This is a genomic window from Rudaea sp. 3F27F6, assembly GCF_005503555.1.
Taxonomy (GTDB): domain Bacteria; phylum Pseudomonadota; class Gammaproteobacteria; order Xanthomonadales; family Rhodanobacteraceae; genus Rudaea.
In genome coordinates this window covers 137,967-161,894 of record NZ_SCNG01000005.1, presented here as the reverse complement: position 1 = coordinate 161,894, position 23,928 = coordinate 137,967, and the positions used below count along the sequence as shown (strand labels likewise).

The following is a 23,928-nucleotide window of genomic DNA, read 5'->3' as shown; positions in this document are numbered from 1 at the left end:
ATGCGCATACTCGATCGTTCCGTCTACGTCGGCCCTTCGCTGTACGCGCACTTTCCGGTCATCAAGCTCGAACTAGACCTCGGCGAGCTGGAAAACTGGCCGACGGCCAAGCTCGGCGAAAAATTCATCGATGGACTCGTCGAAGCACTGCCAGGTTTGCAGGAACACGGTTGCTCGTATCGCGAGCCGGGCGGCTTTATCCGCCGCATGCGCGAAGGCGAAGGCACCTGGCTCGGCCACGTACTCGAACACGTCGCGATCGAACTGCAGAACGTCGCCGGCGAAGACGTCACCTTCGGCAAGACGCGCAGCATCAGCGACGCGCGCCCGGGCGTGTACACCGTCGTCTACGAATACGCGCAGCGCGAAGAAGGCATTGCCGCGGGCGATCTCGCCCTACGCCTGCTCGCCTCGCTGTTGCCGGAAGACCTGCGGCCGAAGGACAGCGTGCCCGAAGGCTGGAATTTCGCCGAAGCGCGCGACCAGTTCATCCGCTACGCACAGCGCCGCGCGCTCGGACCTTCGACCGCATCGCTCGTGCGCGCCGCCGAGCAGCGCGGCATTCCGTGGCTGCGCATGAACGAGCAATCGCTCGTGCAGCTCGGCCACGGCAAGTACCAGCAGCGCATTCAGGCCACGGTCACGGGACGCACGCCGCATATCGCAGTCGAACTCGCCAGCGACAAGGAAGAGACGAACAAGATTCTTGCTTCTCTCGGACTTCCAGTGCCGAAGCAGGAACTCGTGCGCACCGAGGAAGCCGCCCTGCGCGCCGCGCGCCGGCTCGGCGGCCCGGTCGTGACCAAGCCGTACAACGGCAACCACGGCCGCGGCATCACGATCGCGATCACCAAGGACGAAGACGTGATCGCCGGCTTCAAGGCCGCGCAGGAACATTCCAACTCGGTCATCGTCGAGACCTATCTCGCCGGCGACGACCATCGCCTGCTCGTGGTCAACGGCGAACTCGTCGCCGCGACCAAGCGCACGCCGGGCCACGTCGTCGGCGACGGCAAGCGCACGGTCGCGCAACTGGTCGACGAGGTCAACGCCGATCCGCGCCGCGGCGTCGGCCACGAGAAGGTGCTGACCCGCATCAACCTTGACCGCGAAGCGATCCTTATGCTCGAAGGCCAGGATCTGACCGTGGATTCGGTGCCGAAGCAGGATCAGGTCGTGCCGTTGCGCAAGACCGCGAATCTTTCCACGGGCGGCACCGCGACCGACGTCACCGACATCATCCATCCCGACAACCGCGACATGGCCGTGCGCGCCGTGCGCGCGATCGGGCTCGACGTCGGCGGTGTGGATTTCCTTTCGCCGAACATTGCTGAAAGCTACAAAAGCGTCGGCGGCGGCATCTGCGAGATCAATGCGGCGCCGGGCTTCCGCATGCACGTGAGCCCGAGCGAAGGCACGCCGCGCGACGCCGCTGGCCCGGTCGTCGACATGCTGTTTCCGCCCGGCACGCCGTCGCGCGTACCGGTCGCTGCGATCACCGGCACCAACGGCAAGACCACGACCTCGCGCATGCTCGCGCACATCGCCAAGATGGCCGGCTACACGCCCGGCCTGACCACGACCGACGGCGTCTACATCGACGGCCAGCGCACGGTCGAAGGCGACATGACCGGCCCGGTGTCGACGCGCATGGTGCTGGCCGATCCGAACATCGACATCGCCGTGCTCGAAGTCGCGCGCGGCGGTCTGCTGCGTGCCGGCATGGGCGTGCCCGAGGTCAACGTCGCCGCCGTGCTCAACGTGCAGAGCGACCATCTTGGCCTGAAAGGCATCGACACGCTCGAACAACTCGCCGAAGTGAAGCGCATCCCGATCGAAGTCGCCAAGGACTGCGCCGTGCTCAATGCCGACGATCCGAACGTGCTCAAGATGTCGGCCTACACAGAGGCGAAAGTCATCTGCTACGTGACGATGAATCCGTCGCACGCGCTCGTGCGCGAGCATGTGCGCGCGGGCGGCCGCGCCTGCGCGCTCGAAGCCGGCGTCAATGGCTCGATGATCACGCTCTACGACAAGGGCAGCCACATCCCGCTGATGTGGACGCACCTGATTCCGGCCACGCTCGAAGGCCGCGCACTGCACAACGTACAAAACGCGATGGTCGCGGCAAGCCTCGCCTTCGCCCTCGGCATCAAGCTCGACGCGATCCGCCAGGGCCTGCGCACGTTCGACACGACCTTCTTCCAGGCGCCCGGGCGCATGAACGTGTTCAACGAGCATCCGTTCAAGGTGCTCATGGACTACGGCCACAACGCGCATGCGGTCGGCGTCATGGCTGATCTCGCCGGGCGCCTCGACGTGGCGGGACGCCGCATTATCGTCGTCGCCGGTCCGGGCGATCGCCGCGACGAGGACCTGCGCGAAATCGCCAACGTCGTCGCCGGCAAGTTCGACCATTACATATGCCGCCGCGACGACACGCTGCGCGGCCGCGACGGCGACGAAGTGCCGCGCATTATCGCCAAAGCGCTGCAGGAGAAAGGCGTGCCGGCGTCCGCGATCACCATCATCCCGGACGAGCAGCAGGCGATCGACGCGGCGCTCAAGATGGGGCAGCCGGGCGATTTGCTCCTGGTCTTCGCCGACGCGCTCGCGCGCTCGTGGAAGCAGATCACCAAGTTCCATCCCGAAGGCACGCCCGCGCCTGCGATCAAGCGCGTCGAACCGGTCGCGGCGATCGAGCCCGTCGTCGAGGAGCGCGCCGTGGTCGAAATGGACGGTCTGATTCGCGACGAACGCGGCATCCGCTTCGCGCGCGAGAACGAAGACTGAACGCGCCCGCCGACGAATCCCTCCCATGCCGCTTCCGTTCGAGGATTCGCGCCGCCTGACCGGCGCCAATCTCTACTTCTCCGTGCCCGGCGCCGTGCTCGAAACGTCGCCCGGCATCGCGCTCGACGACGACACGATCGCGCGTTGGCGCGCCAATGTCGAACATCTGCGCGAGGAGCTCGGCTGGCCATCAGCGCCGATTGCCGCGCGCATCGAACATGGCCGCGGCGCGCTTGCGATCGCCGCCCCGATCGATCAGTTGCTGACGGCAACCGAAGTCAATGAATGGGCATTGGAGCGAGCGTTGCTGTCCTTCTCCCCTCGGGAGAAGGTGGCGCGGCAGCGCCGGATGAGGGAAGAACCCACCGCTCCTGCAGCGACCGATTCCATTGGCGAGAAGCTCCCGTTCGATGAAGAAGCTCTGACCTTCATCCGCGCGCTTCGCAAAAGCTTGACCGATCCCGAACGATTGATCTGGTCTTTCGTTCGCGATAGGCGATTGCACGGTCAAAAATTTCGCCGGCAGCAGGCGGTCGGTCCTTATATTCTCGATTTCTACTGCCATGAATTGGGCCTCGCGATCGAACTCGACGGAAGCCAGCACAATGCGCCATCCGGCTTGAAACACGATACGCAACGCGCGGCGTTTCTCGGCGAGCGCGGCATCGAAATTCTGCGCTACTGGAACAACGAGGTAATGACGAGCACGGAAACCGTGCTGACGGATATTTGGAATCGCATCGAAGAACTCACCCGCGTCGCTCTGCATCGCGGCGCTTCTCCCTCATCCGCCCCGTCTTTTATCAAAGACGGGGCACCTTCTCCCGAGGGGAGAAGGGAAGATTATTTCCACGCACCTGCCTACCCAGCGATCTGGGACGAAGAACTCGCGCTGCAGACATTGAAGCACGCTGCGGCGGCAGAGAGACGCCCCAATCTCGTCGCGCTGCTCGACGAAGCGCACCAGCGCGCGCTCCCTGTTCTGCTCGACGATAGCGAGCTGACGCTTGGCGAAGGCAAAGGCTCGCACACGTGGCTGCTCGACGCCCTACCCTCGCCTCGCTCAATCGACTGGAATGCGCTGCATGCGATTCCGGTCGCGCTCGTCACCGGCTCGAACGGCAAGACGACGACAACGCGCCTTGTCGCCGCGATCAGCGAACGCGCGGGCCGGCGCACCGCATTGAGCAGCACTGACGGCGTCGTCATTGGCGGCGAAACCATCGCGGGCGGAGACTACTCCGGCCCCGCCGGCGCGCGCACAGCGTTGCGCGATACGCGCGTCGATGCCGCTGTGCTCGAAACTGCGCGTGGCGGAATCCTGCGCCGCGGGCTCGCGGTCGAATGCGCGCAGGCGGCGATCGTCACCAATATCAGTGCGGATCATTTCGGCGAGTACGGTGTGCACTCGCTCGACGATCTCGCCGACGCCAAGCTCGTCGTCGCGCACGCGCTAGGCGAAGACGGCATGCTTGTGCTGAACGCCGACGACGCCGTGCTCGTGCGCAGAAGCCACGATGCGGCGTTCGAGATTCGGGGGAAAACAAAACATATCGTCTGGTTTGCGTTGAACGCCGACCATCCCCTGCTGATCGCTCACCGCGAGCAAGGCGGTGCGACCTGCGGCGCGCGCAATGGCGAGTTGATCCTGCATACAGACGGCATCGACCAATCGCTCGGCCGCATCACCGACATGCCGCTCAGCGCGAACGGTGCGGCAAAGTACAACATCGCCAATCTCGCCGGTGCCGCCCTCGTCGCATACGCGCTCGGCCTCGACCACACGCTCATCGCGCAGGTCTTCGCACGGTTCGGCGCGAGCAACAGCGACAATCCGGGCCGGCTGATGCGCTGGACTTTCGGCACCGCGACCGTGCTCGTCGACTACGCGCACAATCCCGAGGGCCTGCAAGGTTTGCTCGACGTCGCACGCGCGTTGTCTCCCGCCGGTCGCCTCGCGGTCGTGCTCGGCCAGGCCGGCAATCGCGAAGACGCCGATATCCGCGAGCTTGCGGCCGTCACCGCACGCCGACACCCCGATCTTGTCGTGCTCAAGGAACTCGTCAGCTTCGCGCGTGGACGCAGTTCGGGCGAAGTCGTCGCGCTGTTGCACGACGAGTTGCTGGGCAATGGCATCGCCGCGAGTGCGATCCTCGCCTGCCGCGAGGAAATCGAAGCCGCGCGCATCGTGCTCGAATGGGCGCGCGACGGCGACCTGCTCGTTCTGCCGATCCACGACAAGCAAGGCCGCGCCGATGTGGTCGCGCTGCTCGATCAGCTCGCCGCAACGGACTGGAAGCCGGGCCATGCACTGCCGGCCCGCATCTCCGCGTAGAACGTCGACACGGCGGCGCGCGGCGCGTTTTCCTAGGGCTACATAAACTCGGCCAATGTCGGCCACAGCTCCACGAGCGGCTTGCGCACGCCGCGGCAGAGAAAAATGTTCGGATGCCACTTCGTCTCTTCGTTCTCGACCTTGGCCTCGTTGCCGGTATGGCCGATAAGTTCGACCGTCGTGCACGGCTGATCGAGATCCTTGCGATCGGCGCCGACGACGATCATGTTCTGCGGCGTCGGCCCGTACGGTCCGCGCAGCCAGAACGAATTGGCCGCACTCCATACCTGTGGCAGACCGAATTGCGCCCCGTACAAATCGAGCGCCCCTGCTTCGCCGTAGTTGCTTGCCCAGATGCCGGTCTGCGCGCGTTCCTCATCAGTCAGGCCGGCACGAATGCGCGCGACTTCGCGTGCGAGTTCCGGCCATCCGAACTGCTCGCGGAAGTCGCCGCCGTTGAGGGTATTGAGGCGCTGCCAATGGCTCGATTCGACCGGCACGAGCGGCAGCACGACCGGCACCACCACCGTGCCGGCCAGCAACAGCAGGCCGGCGGCGCTCCACGCGGCCCGGCGCACAAGAGGAGTGCGTCCAGCAAGCCAACACTGCAGCGCGACCGCGCCCGCCGCGAACAGCATCGGATACAGCGGCCCTGTGTAGTAACCACGGCCCTGCGCGAGCGCGAAAAGCGCGATCGGCACGGCGAACATCCACACCAAGATCCGATAGCGCCCGCGCGCGCCAAAGGCCGCATATGCCAAACCCGCGACCCATATCGGCAAAGTGAAAAGATTGGTCGAGACGTTGTTGATCTGCTGGATCCAGAATCCGTCGGCACGGCCGATGCGCACGTCGCGCGCGTGGATGCGCTGGAGCATGTCCAGGGTGACGAAGTCGTGACGGAACTGCCAGATCAGGTTCGGCAGGAAGATCAGCAGCGACAAGCCGACGCCGTACCACAGCCACTTGCTGCGCAGGTCGGCGCGCAGCGGCGTGAACACGACGCCGGCGACCAGTCCCACGGCGAACAACGCGGCGGTGTACTTGGTCATCATGCCGAGCCCGACCATCGCGCCGATCGCGAGCCACCAGCGCGCGTCGCCGGACTCGATGCGGCAGACGACGAAGTACGCGAGCAGCACGTACCAGAGATAGTCGAAGGTGACGTACATGAACAGCGTGCTGCCCGACAGCGACACCGGCGCGAGAGCAGTGGCGAACGCTGCGACCAACATGGCGATCCGTCCACCGCCGAGCCGGCGCGCCATCAGGCCGACCACGACGAAGACGATGCTCTGGGCGAGCGCGGGGAAAAAGCGGAATCCGGTCAGCGAGGCACCGAACAGTTCCCACTGGATGCGGCCGAGAAACGGCGTCAGCGGCGGATAAGCGACATAACCCCAGTCGAGATGGCGTGCGTCGCTGAGGAACTGCAGTTCGTCGCGATGGAAGCCGTACTGGCCGTTGGTTGCGATATGAAAGACGAGCTTCGCCGCCGCCAGTGCCAGCAGCAGAATCAGATCACCGTTAGCCGCTTTCTTCATGAAGCCCCCGTCCCGGAATGGCACGGAGGATAACCTATCGGTTCGCGGCCATCGTATGCCGGAAGGCACTCACTCTCGCGCAGAAGCAAGGATCCTGTCCCTCACCACAGACATGCGGGACCGAATTCGGAGCAGACGGGCGCGACGACGTGCGCCCATCTGCACACTCATGCGCGCAAGCAAACTATCAGTTGCTCTGACCGTCCGCACTCGGCGAATAGGACACCTGGAAGTTACCCTGATCGCCGCGGCTGTTGAACCAGGTGCCGCTGAAAGCCACGGGTTTTGAATCGGCGGCGTAGATCGGCGGGAAAGGCTGCGTGCCGACGACGCCGACCAGAGGAAGCTGATAGGCAAAATTCACCGACCCGGCGAGGCTCGCACAACTGAATGCCGTGCCGGCAAAACCGTTGTTGAGCGTCGCGCCGTTCGCGGAGACGCCCGGCATCACGAACGGATTGGCCAGCGGAGAGTCGCTGCTGCCGCTGTTGAACCTGCATAGGACGGAACCGTTCGACCCGAGAAAAACCGTCATCGCGCCGGAATCGTGAACGCCGCTATAGGTTCCGCTATAGGCGGAATACGTCACCATCGGCCCTGCCGAGGCAGCGGAAGCGATCAGGCAGAACGGCAGCGCCGAAAGAAGAAGCGCTTTGCGGACCACGCTGGCAACTCTGTATTTCATGGCAATACTCCAAAGGGAATGCGGTTCTCTTCACTCCAGCTTCGACCCCGGTGCCTCAATGCCGACAGGCCAAGACCGGACGGATAGTCGTTCGTTTCCGTCGCAGCATTAAGGAAAATTCACCGATAAACCTCTCTGGCCGACGGCGCGAAGCTCCGATCGTGCAGGTTCCTTTGCCGGCGCGCGAAGAAAAAAGCAAAAGACGGAAGCATCGAGAATACGGAGACACAGAATCACGAATGTCGAGGCTCTTCTCCGCGTTCTGCGTCACTGAGGCTTTTCGGTCCTTTCTCCTGGGGTCGAACAAGCACGGCTTCTTGGCAGAAGATATTGGCCCCACCAGATTCTGACGCCGCGGCCCCGGGAAGTACCAATTCCCGGTTTATAATTGGCGGTCTTTTCAAGCCAATCTGGAATACCTATGTCCGACAAGATTCTCGCGGCGCTCGGCCTGACCGGCACCGTCTCCGGCACCTACCTCGGCAACGGCGAATGGTCGAAGACCAGCGACGCCGGCACGCTCGAAGTGGTCAACCCGAGCACGCACGAGGTGATCGGCCGCGTGCATTCCGCGTCGGCGAGCGACTATGAAACGATCGTGCAGCGCGCCCAGGCCGCGTTCGCCGAGTGGCGCACGACGCCGGCGCCGAGGCGCGGCGAAGCGATCCGCCTCTGCGGCGAAGCACTGCGCAAGCACAAGGACGCACTCGGTTCGCTCGTCGCGCTCGAAATGGGCAAGATCAAGCCCGAAGGCGACGGTGAAGTCCAAGAGATGATCGACATCGCCGACTTCGCCGTCGGCCAGTCGCGCATGCTCTACGGCAATTCGATGCACAGCGAGCGCCCCGGCCACCGCATGAGCGAGCAATGGCATCCACTCGGCCTCGTCGGCATCATCTCGGCGTTCAACTTCCCGGTCGCGGTGTGGGCGTGGAACTCGTTCATCGCCGCCGTCTGCGGCGATATCTCGATCTGGAAGCCGTCGCCGAAGACGCCGCTCTCGGCGATCGCTTCGATGAAGATCTGCAACGAGGCACTCAAGGCCGGCGGTTTCCCCGACCTGTTCTTCCTGTTCAACGACGCCGGCGTGGAACTCGCGCAGACCTTCGTCGACGACAAGCGCATCCCGCTGATCAGCTTCACCGGCTCGACCGCGGTCGGCCGCACGGTCGGCGAACGCGTGGCACGGCGCATGGGCCGTTCGCTGCTTGAACTCGGCGGCAACAACGCGATCATCGTCGACGCGAGCGCCGATCTGAAGTTGGCGATCCCGGCGATCGTGTTCGGCGCGGTCGGCACGGCCGGCCAGCGCTGCACGACGACGCGCCGCGTGTTCATCCACAAGTCGATCTTCGCCGACGTGGTCGGCAAACTCGTCGCCGCGTACAAGCAGGTCGAGAAGAAGATCGGCGATCCGACGCTCGCGACCACGCTGATGGGCCCGCTCAACAGCAAGGCCGCGGTTGACGGCTTCCTCGGCGCGATCGAGAAGGCCAAGGCCGCAGGCGGCAAGATCGAAACCGGTGGTGCTGCGCTGAGCGACCGCGCCGGCAACTTCGTCCTGCCGACCATCGTCAGCGGCGTGAAGAACGCGGATGCCGTCGTGCAGACCGAAACCTTCGCTCCGATCCTCTACGCGATGCAGTTCGACTCGCTCGAAGAGGCGATCGATCTGCAGAACGGCGTGCCGCAGGGCTTGTCGAGCTCGATCTTCACGCGCGACATGCAGACGGCGGAAAGGTATCTGTCCGCGGCCGGCTCCGACTGCGGCATCGCCAACGTCAACATCGGCACCTCGGGCGCCGAAATCGGCGGCGCATTCGGCGGCGAGAAGGAAACCGGCGGCGGCCGCGAATCGGGCTCGGATGCGTGGAAGGCGTACATGCGTCGTCAGACCAACACGGTCAACTACTCCGACGCGCTGCCGCTCGCGCAGGGTATCAAGTTCGATCTGTAACGTTGCAGTGCAGAGGTGCTAGGAAAAGCATTTACCACGGATTGACACGGATCAAAACAAAAAACGCGGATTGGCACGGATAGAGCATTTTTCTTGCTTTGTCCGTGTTCATCCGCGTTGATCCGTGTCAAAAGATCTTTCCTGCGCCGGGCATCAAGCTCGATCCGTAACTGCTTTTTCTTCCCTTCTCCTAATGGGAGAAGAGAAGCTAGCACCCGAACTCGATAGCTGCCTCTGCCTTCCCTTCTCCCCTCGGGAGAAGGTGCCCGAAGGGCGGATGAGGGCAGAACCTCGCACGATGCAACGGACTGAGGAAATGACACGCTCTTCCCTCATCCGGCGCTGCCGCGCCACCTTCTCCCGATGGGAGAAGGAAAGCTGATGCCTGCCTCGATTGTGGTTATCGGGTAACTGCGCGTATCGTTAGTGCATGGACGCCCGCAACACCATTGCGGCCGCCCTCGTCGCGGCGCTGGTGTTTTGCGCTGGCACTCCGCCATCCACGCCCAGCTCGCGCGCACGCACGCGCACCTCCCCGACCTGCATCACCGCCACGCACACCCATGACGACCAACGCGCAAGACCACTGGGAAAATGTATACCGCGACAAGGACTCGCAAGCAGTAAGCTGGTTCCGTCCGCATCTCGACGTCTCGCTGCGCCTGCTCGAACGCGCCGGGCTGAATGTGCAGAGCCGCGTGATCGATATCGGCGGCGGCGCGTCGACCCTGGTCGACGATCTGCTCGACCGCGGCGTCGCGCGGATTGCCGTGCTCGATCTGTCCGCCGAAGCGCTGCGTGCCGCACAGCAGCGGCTCGGAGATCGCGCGGCGCAGATCGACTGGCGCGTCGCCGATATCACCAACGCTGAATTGCCGCCGGCGGGTTTCGACATTTGGCACGATCGCGCGGTGCTGCACTTTCTCACCGACTCATCCGCAGCACAGGCGTATGCGCGATCTGCCGCCGCCGCACTGCGCCCAGGCGGCCATGCGGTGATCGGCGGCTTCGCCAGCGACGGCCCGGAGAAATGCAGCGGCCTGACCGTCGCGCGCCGCGATCCCGCCGACATTGCCGCGCTGCTCGGCGCGGATTTCGAGTTGATCGACGAAGCGCGCGAAACCCACGCGACGCCCTGGGGCGCGCCGCAGTCGTTCGCCTACGCCTTGCTGCGCCGCCGCGGCGCCGACTGAGTCACGCCCGCGCCGTGCGCAGGCGCAGCGCATTGGCGATTACCGAGACCGACGACAGGCTCATCGCCAGTGCGGCGACCATCGGACTCAGCAGCAGGCCGGTGAACGGATACAGCACGCCCGCCGCGAGCGGCACGCCGAGCGCGTTGTAGATAAAAGCTAGGCCGAGGTTCTGGCGCATATTCGCGACCGCGCCCTGCGAGATCGCAATCGCACGCGCGACGCCGCGCAAATCGCCCTTGACCAGGGTCACTTGCGCGCTCGACATGGCAACGTCCGTGCCGGTGCCCATGGCGATGCCGACGTCGGCGGCAGCAAGCGCGGGCGCGTCGTTGATGCCGTCGCCGGCCATCGCCACGCGGCGGCCCTGCGCCTTGAGCGTGGCGACGAGCGCGGCCTTGTCCTGCGGACGCATTCCACCGTGCACTTCGTCGAGGCCGAGGCGCGCGGCCACAGCCTGCGCCGTGGTCACGCTGTCGCCGCTCGCCATGACGATGCGCAGGCCGGCCGCGTGCAGCGCGGCGACGGCCTCGGGTGTCGAGTCCTTGATCGGATCGCTGACCGCGATCAAGCCGAGCGCACGGCCGTCGGCGGCGAGAAAGACCACGCTGGCACCTTGCTTGCGCAGACGTTCGGCATCGGCGCCGACCGCACCGACATCGGCACCGACTTCCTTCATCAGCGCCGCGTTGCCGAGCGCCACCTGCTGCATGCGGATGCGGCCGCGCACGCCGCTGCCGGTCGCCGACGAGAAGTCGGCTGCCGCATCGAGCGGCAAGTTGCGTCGCCGCGCTTCGGCAACGATCGCGGCGGCGAGCGGATGCTCGCTGCCGAGGTCTAGGCTGGCCGCAAGACGCAGCACTTCGTCGGCCTCCGCGCCCGCCGCAGCAACGACCTCGCCGAACGCCGGCTTACCCTCGGTCAACGTGCCGGTCTTGTCGACGATCAGCGTATCGATCGTGCGCAGGCGTTCGATCGCCTCGGCGTCGCGGAACAGCACACCGGCATGCGCGGCGCGTCCGCTCGCGACCATGACCGTCATCGGCGTGGCGAGGCCAAGCGCACACGGACAGGCGATGATCAGCACGGCGACCGCGTTGACGATCGCGTAAGTCCATGACGGCTCGGGGCCGAACAAGCCCCAGACCAAGAACGCCGCGACCGCGACGGCAAGCACGCCGAGCACGAACCAGACGCTGACCTTGTCGGCCAGTCTCTGCATCGGCGCGCGCGTGCGCTGCGCCTGCGCGACGAGGCCGACGATCTGCGCGAGCGCGGTTTCCGCGCCGATCTTTTCCGCGCGAACCACGAGGCTGCCGGTGCCGTTGAGTGTCGCGCCGATCACTTTGTCGCCAACGTTCTTTTCGACCGGCATGGGTTCTCCGGTCAGCATCGATTCGTCCACGCTCGAACGTCCTTCGAGCACGACCGCATCGACCGGTACCTTCTCGCCGGGCCGCACGCGCAGGCGGTCGCCGACGCGCACTTCATCGAGCGGCACGTCGTCTTCGTTGCCGTCATCGCGCAGGCGGCGCGCGGTTTTCGGCGCGAGCCCGAGCAGAGACTTGATCGCAGCCGAGGTGCTCGAGCGTGCGCGCAATTCGAGAATCTGCCCGAGCAAGGTCAGCGAGACGATCACGGCGGCCGCCTCGAAGTAGACGCCGATGCGCCCATGTTCGCGAAGCGAATCCGGGAAGACCTGCGGCGCCACGGTCGCGACAACGCTGTAGCCGAACGCGGCGAGCACGCCCGTGCCGATCAGGGTCCACATGTTCGGGCTGCGGTTGGCGATCGACTGCGCCCAGCGTTCGAGAAACGGCCAGCCGGCCCAGAACACGACGGGCACGGCCAGCACGAGTTCGAGCCACGTGCGTGCGGCCGTCGACAAATCGGAGAAAGCATGGCCGAACATCGCCAGCGCAAACACCGCGAGCGACAGCGGCAAGGTCAGCAGAAAGCGGCGGCGAAAATCGGTCAGCTCGGGATTCTCGCCGTCGTCGAGGCTCGGCATCATCGGCTCCAGCGCCATGCCGCAGATCGGGCAGGTGCCGGGGGCGTCGCGCACGATTTCCGGATGCATCGGACAGGTGTATTTCGCGCCCGCAACGGCTGGCGCCGCGGCTATGGCCGGTTTTTTCGGCGCAAGATAGTGCGCCGGATTGCCGAGAAACTTCGTGCGGCAGCCGGCCGAGCAGAACAGATACTCCTGCCCCGCATGTTCAGCGCGATGCGGCGTGCCCGGCTTCACCGTCATTCCACAGACCGGATCGATCGCCGCTGCAGACGTGTCTATCGGCGCGGGCGAATCGCAATGCGCAGGTTTGGACGTACTGCAGCAACTCGCCTTCACCGGCATCTCCTTGCCCGCGTGGTCGTGCGCGCGATGTTCGTGGCCGTGCATAGAGTGATCGTGTTTGTGATGTTCTTGATTCGACGTGGACATCAGTGCGTCTCCTCGTCGGTCAGTGCGTTGAGGATCGGGCAGGCTTCGGCGCGCCCGTGGCCCGGGCAGGCCGCGATCAGCGTGCGCAAGCCGCCGCGCACGCGTTCGAGTTCGGCGATGCGCGCTTCGATGTCGGCGAGCTTGGCCTGCGCCGCGCGTTTGACCTTGGCGACGTTGCGTTCCTCGCTGAGCGTCAGCAGCGCGCGCACGTCTTCGAGGCTGAAGCCGAGCGCCTTGGCGCGGCGGATGAAACGCAACCGCTTCAACTCCGCGTCGCCATAGCGGCGATAGCCCGAAGCGAGTCGTCCGGCGGGTTGCAGCAGCCCGTTGCGTTCGTAGTAGCGCACGGTGTCGATGGCGACGCCGGTGCGCTGGGCCAATTGGCCGATACTGAGATTCGACATGGGAAATCCTCCTGGACGCAAAGTCTAGAGTCTGGATCACGGTCCAGAGTCAAGAGTCGAGCTATTTCAGCCAGAACCGCGGCCGGTTTCGTCTCGAAGCGCAAACTGAAACTGTCTCACGCGACCGCGTGAAGACGCGAAGAAGGCAAAGAACTCCGGGCGCCGTTTCCTACCGGCTATCGTGCGGAATCAATGCGCCGCGCAACAACCGCCGCCTTTGCCTTCGGCCTGTATAGGTGGGCAAGGCAGGTCGCCGTAGGAGCAGAACACGCAGCAATCGCCGGCCTTCGGTTTCAGCAAGGCGCCGCAGTGCGTGCAGTCGTAGAACCACTGGCAGGCGTCGGTCGGCATCGTCTCCGTATGCTTGCGTCCGCACTCGGGGCAGGTCAGCGTGGACTCGAGAAGAATCGTGCTCATGGCCGCCATCATAGTCCGACCGCGGCGCATTACCATCGGGACAGGCGTCGCGAATGCGCCTTCAGTATGATTCCGCCACGACCACCCTGGAGGGCGATATGAGCACCCCGATCCAAGGCACGACCAGCGTCAGCGCGATCATGAGCCTGATCTTCGGCATTCTGAGCTGGCTAGGCATTCCGTTCTTCGGCGCGATCATCGCCATCGTCTGCGGCCACGTCGCACGCGGCGAAATCCGCCGCGCGCCGCCGGGCGCGCTGCAGGGCGACGGACTCGCCCTCGTCGGGCTGATCCTGGGCTACCTGAATCTCGCGGTCTTCGGGTTCGTGGCCTGGGTACTGATGGCCTTGTTCGGCGGCATCGCCTGGTTAGCCGCGCACATGCACTGACGGCGCAGGGCCCGTGGCGGAACATTGAATGGACATGCACATGACATTATCATGTGTCTAGGATTTGCATGTTCGCGGTCGCACCGATCGCGGGATCGAAATACCGCCATGAAAACACAACGCCTCACCCTGCTCGTCTCGCCCGAAGACAAACGCCATTACCGCAACCTCGCCAAAGAACGCGGCATGAATATGAGCGAACTTATGCGCGAGGCCGTGCGCGCCTACGGCATCAACACGATCGACGATCCGCGGGAACTCGTCGCCCTGACCGCCGAACTGCGCGAAGCTCTGCCGGCCATGCGGCGCAGCGTGCGCGCGGCCAACGCCTCGGTGGAACGCGCGCTCGCGAGTATCGCCGGCCGCCAGGCCAAGCCGTCCAAAGCGAACTGATGGGCGCTCTGCTCGACGCGGTGAAAGTGCTCAAGGACGTGCTGCGCATGCGCGACGACCTCGACCGCCTGGCGAAGAACGTCGACAAGCTCGCCAACGCCGCCAACGAGATCGACAAGCGCCTGATCCGCATCGAGACGATGGTCGAAATCGCCGAAAAGCGCAGCGCGCGGCAGACGCGCCTGTCGTCCAAATAACCCCAACGATCCAGGCAAGTCTTGTACGCCCTCGCCCGCCCCTTCCTGTTCTGCCTCGACGCCGAGCGCGCGCACGAGCTTGCGCTGACCTCGATCGAGGCCGCCTACCGCACCGGTCTCAACCCACTGCTCGCATTGAAGCCCAAGGCGCTGCCGGTGCGCGTGTTCGGCATCGACTTCGTCAATCCGGTCGGGCTTGCCGCGGGGCTCGACAAGAACGGCGCCTACGTCGACGCGCTCGCCGCGCTCGGCTTCGGCTTCGTCGAAGTCGGCACGACCACGCCGCGCGCGCAGGCCGGCAATCCGAAGCCGCGCATGTTCCGCCTGCCCGAACACGAAGCCGTGATCAACCGCCTCGGCTTCAACAACGGCGGCGTCGATGCGCTCGTGCGCAACGTCGAACGGGCGAAGTTCAGCGGCGTGCTCGGCATCAATATCGGCAAGAACAAGGACACGCCGAACGAGAACGCAGTCGACGACTATCTGCATTGCCTCGAACGCGTCTATGCGCGCGCGAGCTACGTGACGGTCAACATCTCTTCGCCGAACACGCAGGGTCTGCGCGATCTGCAAGAAGAAGAGACGCTCAAGCGCTTCGTCGGCACCCTGCGCGAGCGCCAGGAACAGCTCGCCGCACAGCACGGCGCACGCAAGCCGATGCTGCTCAAGATCGCACCCGATCTCTCCGCGGCCGAACTCGACGGTATCGCTGCAGTCCTGCTTGCCGCGAAGATCGACGGCCTGATCTGCACAAACACGACGATCGCGCGCGACGCAGTCGCGGGCGCGCGCCATGCCGAGGAAACCGGCGGACTGTCGGGCCGGCCGCTGCTGGCGAAGGCGACCGCCGTACTGCGCGGCATGGCGCAGCGCCTCGGCGGCGCGATTCCGCTGGTCGGCGTCGGCGGCATCACGCGCGGCGGCGATGCCGCGGAGAAGTTCGCCGCGGGCGCCAGCCTCGTGCAGTTCTATTCGGGCCTGGTCTACCGCGGACCCGCACTGATCGGCGATTGCGTCGACGCGCTGCGCGCGCATGGCGGCAAGAGCACGGCATGAACGACAGCCCCGCTTCTCTGCCCACGAACTTCGGCTATACGGTCCACGACAACGCGTCGCTGCTCGACCGCGCTACGTTCCGCGTGCCCGCGCGCGCCGCGACCTTGATCGACATCCACGAATTCGATGCCGTGCCCGCCCTGCTCGATGCGGCCGCGGCGCAGCGGCGCGAGGTGCTGATTCTCGGCGGCGGCAGCAATGTGCTGTTCACGCGCGACTGGCCCGGCATCGTGCTCGCGCTGCGCACGCGCGGCCTCGACATCGTCGAGCAACACGTCGCCGGTGCACCGGGCGACGCCGCGCTGGTGCGCGCGGCCGCGGGCGAAACCTGGGACGATTTCGTGCACTGGACTCTGGCGCACGGATTGAAGGGCCTGGAAAACCTCGCCCTGATCCCCGGCAGCGTCGGCGCGGCACCGATCCAGAACATCGGTGCCTACGGCGTCGAAGTCGGCGAGTTCGTGCATGCCGTGCAAGCGTTCGATCGTCGCACGCGGATGATCGTGCACCTCGACCGCGCCGCATGTGCGTTCGGCTACCGCGACTCGCTGTTCAAGCGCGAGAGCGGCCGTTATCTGATCACCGCCGTGGATTTTCTCCTGCCGCGCGAGCGCGAACTGCGCCTCGACTACGACGGCGTGCGCGAAGAACTCGCCGCGATGGGCGTCGATGTGCCCGATGCGCGCGCCGTCGCGCACGCGATCTCACGTGTGCGCACGCGCAAATTGCCCGATCCGGCGACGACGGGCAACGCGGGCAGTTTCTTCAAGAATCCAATCGTGCCGGCCGCGCTCGCCGAATCACTCAAGCGCGAGCACGCCAGGCTCCCGGTCTGGCCGACGGCCGACGGGCAAGCCAAGCTCTCGGCCGCGTGGCTGATCGAGGCCTGCGGGCTCAAGGGCGTTCGCGACGGCGACGCCGGCGTGTCCGATCAGCACGCGCTCGTGCTGATCAACTACGGCAGCGCGGGCGGTGCGCAGATCTGGGCGCTCGCGCAGCGCATTCGGCAGACTGTCTTCGAACGCTACGGCGTCGCGCTGGAGCCGGAACCGTTGGTGGTCTGAACCGCGCCGTTTCCAGTACCAGTAGACCGGCGTCGCGATCAGGATCAGTACGGCGATGATCGCCGCATTGCGCGGATTCGACAGCACGTTGTTCGCAATGCTCGCGAGCAGTACGCCGGCACGCACCGCAAGCGTTGCCAGCTTACCGAGTTCGGCCAACGCCGACGGCGCCAGCGCCACGGACTCGGTCTTGAACGAATATTCTGCAGACATGGCCTGTTCCTCGGTTCCGGTCGGGAGCGGCGATACGCTGTCTCGCCTGCCCGTTTCTGTCTACTCGACGAACCGGAAATTACGGAATCGACACGCGGCGGAAAAATTTCTTACGGAGCGCTGAGGCGGCGCCTCACTCCGAACTTCACTCGCAGCACTGGAAGTAGAGCAGATGGTCCGGATTGAGCGCCATCGTCTGGCCGAGGCTGATCGTTCCGCTGCGCAGCAGGCGCACCTCGTCGCGATGGAACGGCAGTTCGTCGTCTTCGCCGAACCGCACCCACGAGCCGTTCGTCGAACGGTCGGAGATGACGAAGTAGCCGCGCTTGTACTCGATCAGCGCATGGTTGCGCGACACCCACTCCGCCTCGACGACGAGGCTCGAAGACAGATCGCGGCCGAGGGTGAACGGCGGCGCGAGTTCGTCGAGGTCGATCGCGCGGCCGCGGTAGCGCAGTTGCAGACGCACGCGCGGCGCTGCGGCGCTCTCGACCGAGATCGCGCGCTGCACCATGGTCAGGTTCGAGGTGTCCTCCTGCCAGAGCACGTCGACGATATCGATCGGCAGGAGCTTGCCGGCGACGCGCGTCTGTCCCATCGAACGCGTGCGCAGCATGCCGGCATTGGTCAGCAGGCGCACGGTCGATGCGGTGGTGATGATCTGCTCGCGCTTGGCCAATGCGGTCATGCGCGCCGCGGTGTTGACCGCGTCGCCGTAGACGTCATTGTCTTCGATGAGGGTTTCACCGTGGTGCAGGCCGACGCGGATCGCCAGGCTCTCGCGCGCCGACTCGTCGTCGCCGGAAACCCACTGGTGCATGTCGACCGCGGCGAGCAGACCCTGGATCGGTCCCGGGAAGGTGCAGAGGATTTCGTCGCCGATGTTCTTGATGACGCGGCCGCCGTGCTGGCGCGTGACCTCGCCGAGGGCGCCGAGCAGGCGCGCGACGAGGCGCCGCGCCTCGATATTGCCGCGAACCTCGAACAGTTTGGTGCTGCCGCTGACGTCGGCGAACAGGATGGTCAGTTGCGCGCTCATCGTTCAATTCTAGCCCGAAACTACGTGCGGGCCGATGCGGACGGCTCATTAAGACATTGGCCGCCCCGTCCCGATAGACCGGCCCGACGCCGATTGCTCGGCGACTTGATGACGCCTGTCCGGATTCGTCTCGCTTAATCGTAATTTCCTATTGCGAAGATGCGCCGTCGCACTAGACCCGCGGAGCCGCGACCTCGTGCAACACGCTGTCCGGCACCGCATAAATCGACGCGAGCAGATCGCCGCTTTCGTTGACGACCTCGGGATACGTCGCGCCGCGCAAAATCGTGATCGCGAAGATTTCCTGCACGCCGCCGGTAAATTTCAGGATCGCGACGGTCTGACCGCTGCGCGTATCGATCACCCAGATGCCGGAACTGCGCTCGCGGTTTTCATCGGTGATCGGAATGTCGGTAAACGCATTCGTCTCGCGCAACTGACACAGGCCGACAAAGGCGAGAGGCCCGTGGAAATCGAGCCCGCGTAGAAATCCGGGCAGGCGCGCGACTTCGATCTTCGCTCCCGTCGCCGCGTCTATCTGCAACAAGGCGCCGCGACCCGATTCGAGCAGCCACAGCTTACCGTCGTGCCAACGCGGCGAATGCGGCATGGACAGGTCGGTCACGACGATTTCCTTCGTCGCATAGTCGATCGCGACACCGCCGTCGCGCTTGTTGGCGCGCCAACCTTCGACTTCGTCGCTGATGCCGAGCGCGGTCAGCGTCGCAGGCTTGCCGTCGCGCATCGCCAGGCCGTTCAAATGGCAGCGATCCTCCGCCGAATACTTCGTCACAAACTTGGGCCGCCATACCGGGGCGAAGCTCGACTCGCGGTCCAGCAAACACAGGCACGAGAACAGCGTGTTCACGTACCACAGTTCCTCGTCCCCACCGTATGCCATCTCGTGAATGTCGATCGCCCCGGTGACGTAACTGCGCCGCGGCATCCATACCGCATCGTTTTTGTTCGGCGGGTCCAGGCGCGCCGCGGCGCCCGGCATGTTGCGGAATTCGATGATCTCGATCTGCGTGCCGAGGGCCAAGGCTCCCTTGTTCGACAGAGCCATGCCCATCGGCCGCTGAAAGCTGCGGTAATGGGTATTGATGATATTTCCGTCGCTGCGCACGAGCACGAGCTTGCCGGCTTGATACGTGGAGACCAGCAGCGAGGCGCCCATTTGTCGAAGCAGGTCGGGGAAATTGCTCGAATGCTGGCTCGAAAGATCGGCCGCAGGAGCGTCAGCCGACGTCGGCATCTCGGAGGGATCGTAAGCCACTTCGTTGTTTTATCATTCGTCGCAGAACGAACTTTATCGCCGAATTTTTGCGGCGTTGCAATCGAGACCAGGCATGGAAGAGAAGGCGCGAAGCTTTTCCCCGATCGAATTCGTCGAGCATTGGCCGCACGCACCGGCTGCCGCCGACGCGGAAAAGCTCGTGCGTTTCTGGCTTGCCGAAAACGCCTTCTCGACCGAGGCCGATGCTCGCCGGCGGTTGCCCGAAGTAATACTGCATGCACGCGACGGCGCAGGAGAAATCGCGGGCGTGTGCACGGCCGCGCCGATGGTGCTGCCGCGGCTCGGCGAACCGATGTACTACTACCGCTGCCTGATCGGCCGCCGCTGGCGATCGACCGTTCTCGTCATGTCCATGCTCAAGCGCGCGAGTTTTCTTCTCGAGGAATACGCCGTGGCGCATGCCTATCCGTGCATCGGCATCGTCCTCGAACTCGAGAACGGCGCATTCGCCAAAGCGCTCGACTCGCCGATTTGGCCGAATGCGCAGCAGCGCGGCTATGTCTACATCGGCAAGAGCCGCGACGGCCTTGATCTGCGCATCGCCTATTTTCGCGGCGCGAAACTGACGCGCGGCGCCGCGGTCGCGATCCCCTGACGGCTCTGTTCGAAAAAAAAATCGCCTCGATGATAGGAACGCGATTTTTTTTCGCCTGACCTGGACAACAAATACGGATTGCAAGAAAGTCCGACGCCACAGAGCTGGCGACCGCAAGGCTCGCGTGCGCCTTCGGGGTAGCGAAGGGGAACGCGCAAGAGCACGTCGATTGCGGTCGCCGCTGCAACTACGAGCATCGAACGGGGACACGATGAAATCGCTCGAACGACAAGGTCGCGCTTGCCGACAACCTGCGCGCACCGCACTGACCAACGGCATGCTGCTGGCGCTCGGTCTGGCTCCGACTTTGGCCGAAGCCGCGACCATCATAGTGACCTCGCCCGGCGACACCCTGCCTTCGGCGCCCGCCACCTGCACGCTGCGGCAGGCGATCCTGACCATGAACAATTCGACCGTGTCGGGCAATTGCGCCGCCGCGGCGGGCACGATCGGCGACAAGAACAACGACACGATCTCGTTCAGCCCAGGCGTCTTCAACGGCGGCTCGGCGAGCACGGCGGCGAACACGATCACCCTGGCGGACGATGCCGCGGCGCCGTTCGGCACACTCGACATCACCGACGACAACCTGAGCATCGATGCGAGCCGGGTCGGCGGCGTCACGATCAAGCGCCCGCGCCCGAGCACGGACAATACCAATGCGTTCCGGATTCTCCGGCATAAAGCGCCGCGCTCCAGTTCGACTCCGAGCGGTTTGATCCTCAACCAACTGACGATCAGCAACGGCAATGCCGGCAGCGGCAGCTGCTACACCGAGCAGGTTCTCAATGCAGGCGGCATCTGCAGCGTGTTCGCCGACCTGACCCTGATCGACAGCACGGTGAGCAATAACGCGGCCCGCGGAAATGCCGGCGGAATCTATTCCCGCGACGGCAAATTGACTCTGCGCCGCAGCATCGTCAGCAACAACGTGTCGACCGGGCAGTTGGGCAGCGGCGGCGGGATCGCCGCCGGTGGCGGCGTGTTCGTGATGACCGACAGCACCGTCAGCGGCAACACCGTAAAAGGGTACGGCGGCGGAATCATTCTGCAGTCCACGAACAAAGCCTATATCAGCAACAGCGTCATCAGCGGCAATACCTCGACCCAAGTGGGTGGCGGAATCATTCTCGACCCCGGTACCAAATACAACGGAACCGGCGCGCCGACATTGGTCGCGACCAATGTCACCATCAGCGGAAACACCTCTTTGAGCGGAGCGGGCGGCGGAATCGGGCTCGGAGACCGTGCGGGCGCCGTGCTGACCAACGTCACCATCAGCGGAAACAATTCAGCGAGCACGATGAACCAGGACGGCACCGGCCGGCTTTACGCCGGCGGAATCTTCGGACTCGTCCGCAATACGGTAAAAATCAACAATTCCATCGTGGTCGGAAATACCGCCAGGGACCCCGGTGGAAATTTGCAGGCCAACACCGACATCGGCGCGCCTTGGTCGGGGTCGTACAACGTTTCTGCGGGTAGCGCCCCGGACAACGGCGTGCAGAACATTCACAACATCGGTTCGGCGGCGGCCGACCTCAAACTTAGCCCGCTGCAGAACAATGGCGGCCTGACGGCAACGATGCTTCCCGGTGTGGGAAGCATCGCGCTCGACGCGATCGACTCGGCGGCATGCATCGACGCGGACGGCAACGCCGTCGCGACCGATCAGCGCGGCGTCGCCCGCCCGCAGAACGGCAAGTGCGACATCGGCGCGGTCGAAGTGCGTGGAGGAAGTTTCAATCTCAACGTCACCGTAGCGGGCTCCGGCAGCGTATCGGCGACACCGAAACCGAGTGGGTCGGGCAGCAGCGGCGAAATCAACGGTTGCACTTCGAGCGGCGGCCCGGCATGCGCCGCCGTTTTCGCGCGTGAGAACAATATCTCCACGGTCACGTTGAAGGCCACGCAACCTGTCGCGGGCCAGGCACTCGTTTGGGGCGGCAGTTGCATCGCGGTTCCCGGAATGCCGACCCAGGCAACGGCGACGATGGACCAGTCGCGCACCTGCACGGCGACCTTCGGCAATCTGACCATTGCGCCGACGGGCCTGCCCTCCGGCACCTACGGCGCGCAGTACGCGGCTAGCTTGTCGGCCGGCGGCGGCACCGCGCCCTATTCGTTCGCCTTGGCTCCCGGCAGCACTTTGCCTGCGGGTTTGACCTTGACCGCAACCGGGGGCCTCAACGGCACGCCGACCGTGGCCGCCGACACAGCGTATTCGTTCGCCGTCGTCGTCACCGATGCCAACGGTTTTGCCGGCAATCCGCAAACGCTCAACGCCATCATTGCCAAAGCCGCGCTGACCGTGAAGGCCAACGATGCGAGCCGCACGTTCGGTGCGCCCGATCCCGTATTCGGCGCGAGCTACACGGGCTTCATCCCGGGCGACACAGCGGCGAACAGCCTGACCGCGATGCCGACGTTCACGACCAACGCCACGTCTGCATCGCCGCCCGGCACGAGCTACGTCATCACACCCACCGGCGCGACGAGCGCGAAGTACGCGCCCACTTATCAGAACGGCAGTTTGACGATCACCTCGGCATCGAGCGCAACCGCGTTGATGCAATCGCTGCCGGCAGGCAGTGTCTATGGTCAGTCGGTCGCCTTCACCGCTACGACGACGAATACTTCCGCTGGAAGCACCGCGGTGCCCAACGGCACGGTGAGCTTCAGTGAGGGCGGTGTCGCGCTGTCGGGCTGCAACGCCGTGCCACTCGACAGCACCGGCAAAGCGCAGTGCCAGACCGCGAGCCTCGCGGTCGGCAGTCATTCGGTCACGGCGAACTATGCGCCGTCGAATACGAATTTCACCGGCTCGGCGAGCGGCGCGGTGACCCAGTCCGTCGCCAAGGCCGCGACCACGACCGCAGTGACATCGCCCGGTGCGATCACTCTCGGCAGTCCGGTTACGGTCAATGCCCAGGTTGCCGTGACCTCGCCCGGCAGCGGCACGCCGATCGGCACGATCACGATCGGCGACGGCGGTGCACAAGCCGGCGACATTTGCACGATCAGCTTGCCGGCGACGAGCTGTGTGCTGACGCCGTCGACGGCGGGCACGAAGACGTTGACTGCGCACTACAACGGCGACGGCAGCTTTGGCGCGAGCACGGCGCCGAGCGGCAGTCTGACCGTGAATCCCTCACAGCCCGGCACGACGTTGACCAGTTCAGCGAACCCGAGTCGCTTCAGTCACAGCGTGAGCTTCACCGCAACGGTGACGCCGGCCGCGGGAGGCACAAACCCGACCGGCAGCATCGACTTCAGCGACGGCGGTAGCGCACTTGCGGGATGCACCGGCCTAGCGCTCAGCGGCGGCACGGCGAGTTGTGCGGCGAGCACGTTGTCGGTCGGCTCGCACACGATCCAGGCGAGTTACTCGGGCGACACGAACAATCGCCCCTCGAACGGCATGCTGACACAGACGGTCGACAAGGACACGACGACGATGTCGCTGAGTGCCAGTCCGAATCCCGCGGGCGCGATCCAGCCGATTACGTTGACTGCTACGGTGTTCGGCGATCCGCCGACCGGAACGGTGACGTTCTACGACGGCACCGCGATTCTCGGCACAGCGACATTGACGACGGCGAGTGCGTTATCGAGCAGTGCGGCCTTGACCGTCGGCCCGCTGGGCTCCGGCACGCACAGCCTCAGTGCAACGTATTCGGGCGATGGGAACAACGAAGGCAGCGCGAGCGCCGTGCTCGTCGTGACGGTCAATGCGCCCGTCGTGCCTGCACCGCTGCTGTCGCCGTGGCTGCTCGCTCTGCTCGGTCTCGGCTTCGCCGGATTGAGCGCACGCCGTCTGCGGGCCTGAGGACGGAGCGATTCCGTTCTCGACGGTTGCGGACAACGAGCGAGATTTCGGTACTTTGCCTTCGCCTGCTTACACGCGAAGGCGA

Annotated in this window: 19 protein-coding genes; 12 read left to right on the top strand and 7 right to left on the bottom strand. The window is 65.0% G+C overall.

Annotated elements, in window-relative coordinates; genetic code table 11:
- Complete coding sequence (gene cphA, locus FFS30_RS18300) at nt 1-2,793, top strand: cyanophycin synthetase (RefSeq protein WP_137914636.1); 2,793 nt, start codon at nt 1-3, stop codon at nt 2,791-2,793.
- Nucleotides 2,794-2,818: 25 nt separating this feature from the next.
- On the top strand, nt 2,819-5,128 hold the full coding sequence (locus FFS30_RS18295; RefSeq protein WP_249352544.1) for a DUF559 domain-containing protein: 2,310 nt from the start codon (nt 2,819-2,821) through the stop codon (nt 5,126-5,128).
- A 38-nt stretch (nt 5,129-5,166) separates the two neighbouring features.
- On the opposite strand, the gene FFS30_RS18290 is transcribed toward FFS30_RS18295, so the two are convergent.
- Both FFS30_RS18290 and FFS30_RS18285 read right to left on the bottom strand, forming a co-directional pair.
- Nucleotides 5,167-6,672: a glycosyltransferase family 39 protein gene (locus FFS30_RS18290; RefSeq protein ID WP_137914635.1), complete on the bottom strand. Its 1,506-nt coding sequence runs from the start codon at nt 6,670-6,672 to the stop codon at nt 5,167-5,169.
- 187 nt (nt 6,673-6,859) lie between these two features.
- The gene (locus FFS30_RS18285) at nt 6,860-7,357 is read right to left on the bottom strand and encodes a hypothetical protein (RefSeq protein WP_137914634.1); all 498 of its coding nucleotides are present in this window, start codon (nt 7,355-7,357) and stop codon (nt 6,860-6,862) included.
- Nucleotides 7,358-7,778: 421 nt separating this feature from the next.
- Between FFS30_RS18285 and FFS30_RS18280 the strand changes: the two genes are divergently transcribed.
- Together FFS30_RS18280 and FFS30_RS18275 are read left to right on the top strand one after the other, a co-directional pair.
- A complete protein-coding gene (locus FFS30_RS18280; protein WP_137914633.1) occupies nt 7,779-9,314 on the top strand; it encodes an aldehyde dehydrogenase family protein in 1,536 nt (511 codons plus the stop codon).
- A 563-nt stretch (nt 9,315-9,877) separates the two neighbouring features.
- Nucleotides 9,878-10,507 (top strand): class I SAM-dependent methyltransferase, encoded by a 630-nt coding sequence (locus FFS30_RS18275; protein WP_137914632.1) that lies wholly within the window; start codon nt 9,878-9,880, stop codon nt 10,505-10,507.
- Nucleotide 10,508: 1 nt separating this feature from the next.
- Here FFS30_RS18275 and FFS30_RS18270 read toward each other — a convergent pair whose 3' ends face one another.
- From FFS30_RS18270 to FFS30_RS18260, 3 genes are all read right to left on the bottom strand, one after another.
- Nucleotides 10,509-12,950 (bottom strand): heavy metal translocating P-type ATPase, encoded by a 2,442-nt coding sequence (locus FFS30_RS18270; RefSeq protein WP_283235226.1) that lies wholly within the window; start codon nt 12,948-12,950, stop codon nt 10,509-10,511.
- Nucleotides 12,950-13,354, bottom strand: coding sequence for a heavy metal-responsive transcriptional regulator (locus FFS30_RS18265; protein ID WP_137914631.1), 405 nt, complete (start codon nt 13,352-13,354; stop codon nt 12,950-12,952). Before FFS30_RS18265 ends, FFS30_RS18270 begins: the two co-directional genes overlap by 1 nt.
- Nucleotides 13,355-13,543: 189 nt before the next feature.
- Nucleotides 13,544-13,771: a GDCCVxC domain-containing (seleno)protein gene (locus tag FFS30_RS18260; RefSeq protein WP_137914630.1), complete on the bottom strand. Its 228-nt coding sequence runs from the start codon at nt 13,769-13,771 to the stop codon at nt 13,544-13,546.
- Nucleotides 13,772-13,869: 98 nt separating this feature from the next.
- Between FFS30_RS18260 and FFS30_RS18255 the strand changes: the two genes are divergently transcribed.
- From FFS30_RS18255 to FFS30_RS18230, 6 genes are all read left to right on the top strand, one after another.
- Complete coding sequence (locus FFS30_RS18255; RefSeq protein WP_137914629.1) at nt 13,870-14,160, top strand: DUF4190 domain-containing protein; 291 nt, start codon at nt 13,870-13,872, stop codon at nt 14,158-14,160.
- 108 nt (nt 14,161-14,268) lie between these two features.
- Complete coding sequence (locus FFS30_RS18250; protein WP_171014720.1) at nt 14,269-14,553, top strand: ribbon-helix-helix protein, CopG family; 285 nt, start codon at nt 14,269-14,271, stop codon at nt 14,551-14,553.
- Nucleotides 14,553-14,750: a hypothetical protein gene (locus FFS30_RS18245; RefSeq protein ID WP_137914627.1), complete on the top strand. Its 198-nt coding sequence runs from the start codon at nt 14,553-14,555 to the stop codon at nt 14,748-14,750. The genes FFS30_RS18250 and FFS30_RS18245 overlap by 1 nt, the downstream gene beginning before the upstream one ends.
- A gap of 21 nt (nt 14,751-14,771) precedes the next feature.
- The gene (locus tag FFS30_RS18240; protein ID WP_137914626.1) at nt 14,772-15,806 is read left to right on the top strand and encodes a quinone-dependent dihydroorotate dehydrogenase; all 1,035 of its coding nucleotides are present in this window, start codon (nt 14,772-14,774) and stop codon (nt 15,804-15,806) included.
- Nucleotides 15,803-16,870 (top strand): UDP-N-acetylmuramate dehydrogenase, encoded by a 1,068-nt coding sequence (murB, locus tag FFS30_RS18235; RefSeq protein WP_137914625.1) that lies wholly within the window; start codon nt 15,803-15,805, stop codon nt 16,868-16,870. The genes FFS30_RS18240 and murB overlap by 4 nt, the downstream gene beginning before the upstream one ends.
- A 55-nt stretch (nt 16,871-16,925) precedes the next feature.
- Entirely contained in the window at nt 16,926-17,207 is a 282-nt protein-coding gene (locus tag FFS30_RS18230) for a hypothetical protein (protein WP_137914624.1), read from the top strand.
- Between the two features lie 21 nt (nt 17,208-17,228).
- On the opposite strand, the gene FFS30_RS18225 is transcribed toward FFS30_RS18230, so the two are convergent.
- Nucleotides 17,229-18,122 carry an adenylate/guanylate cyclase domain-containing protein gene (locus tag FFS30_RS18225; RefSeq protein WP_137914623.1) on the bottom strand — a complete coding sequence of 298 codons (894 nt, stop codon included), beginning with the start codon at nt 18,120-18,122 and terminating at the stop codon, nt 17,229-17,231.
- Between the two features lie 172 nt (nt 18,123-18,294).
- Nucleotides 18,295-19,398: a TIGR03032 family protein gene (locus FFS30_RS18220; protein ID WP_212742516.1), complete on the bottom strand. Its 1,104-nt coding sequence runs from the start codon at nt 19,396-19,398 to the stop codon at nt 18,295-18,297.
- Nucleotides 19,399-19,471: 73 nt separating this feature from the next.
- On the opposite strand from FFS30_RS18220, the gene FFS30_RS18215 reads away from it, so the two are divergent.
- Together FFS30_RS18215 and FFS30_RS18210 are read left to right on the top strand one after the other, a co-directional pair.
- Nucleotides 19,472-20,014 carry a hypothetical protein gene (locus FFS30_RS18215; protein WP_137914622.1) on the top strand — a complete coding sequence of 181 codons (543 nt, stop codon included), beginning with the start codon at nt 19,472-19,474 and terminating at the stop codon, nt 20,012-20,014.
- A 211-nt stretch (nt 20,015-20,225) separates the two neighbouring features.
- On the top strand, nt 20,226-23,843 hold the full coding sequence (locus FFS30_RS18210) for an Ig-like domain repeat protein (RefSeq protein WP_137914621.1): 3,618 nt from the start codon (nt 20,226-20,228) through the stop codon (nt 23,841-23,843).
- Nucleotides 23,844-23,928 lie beyond the last annotated feature (85 nt).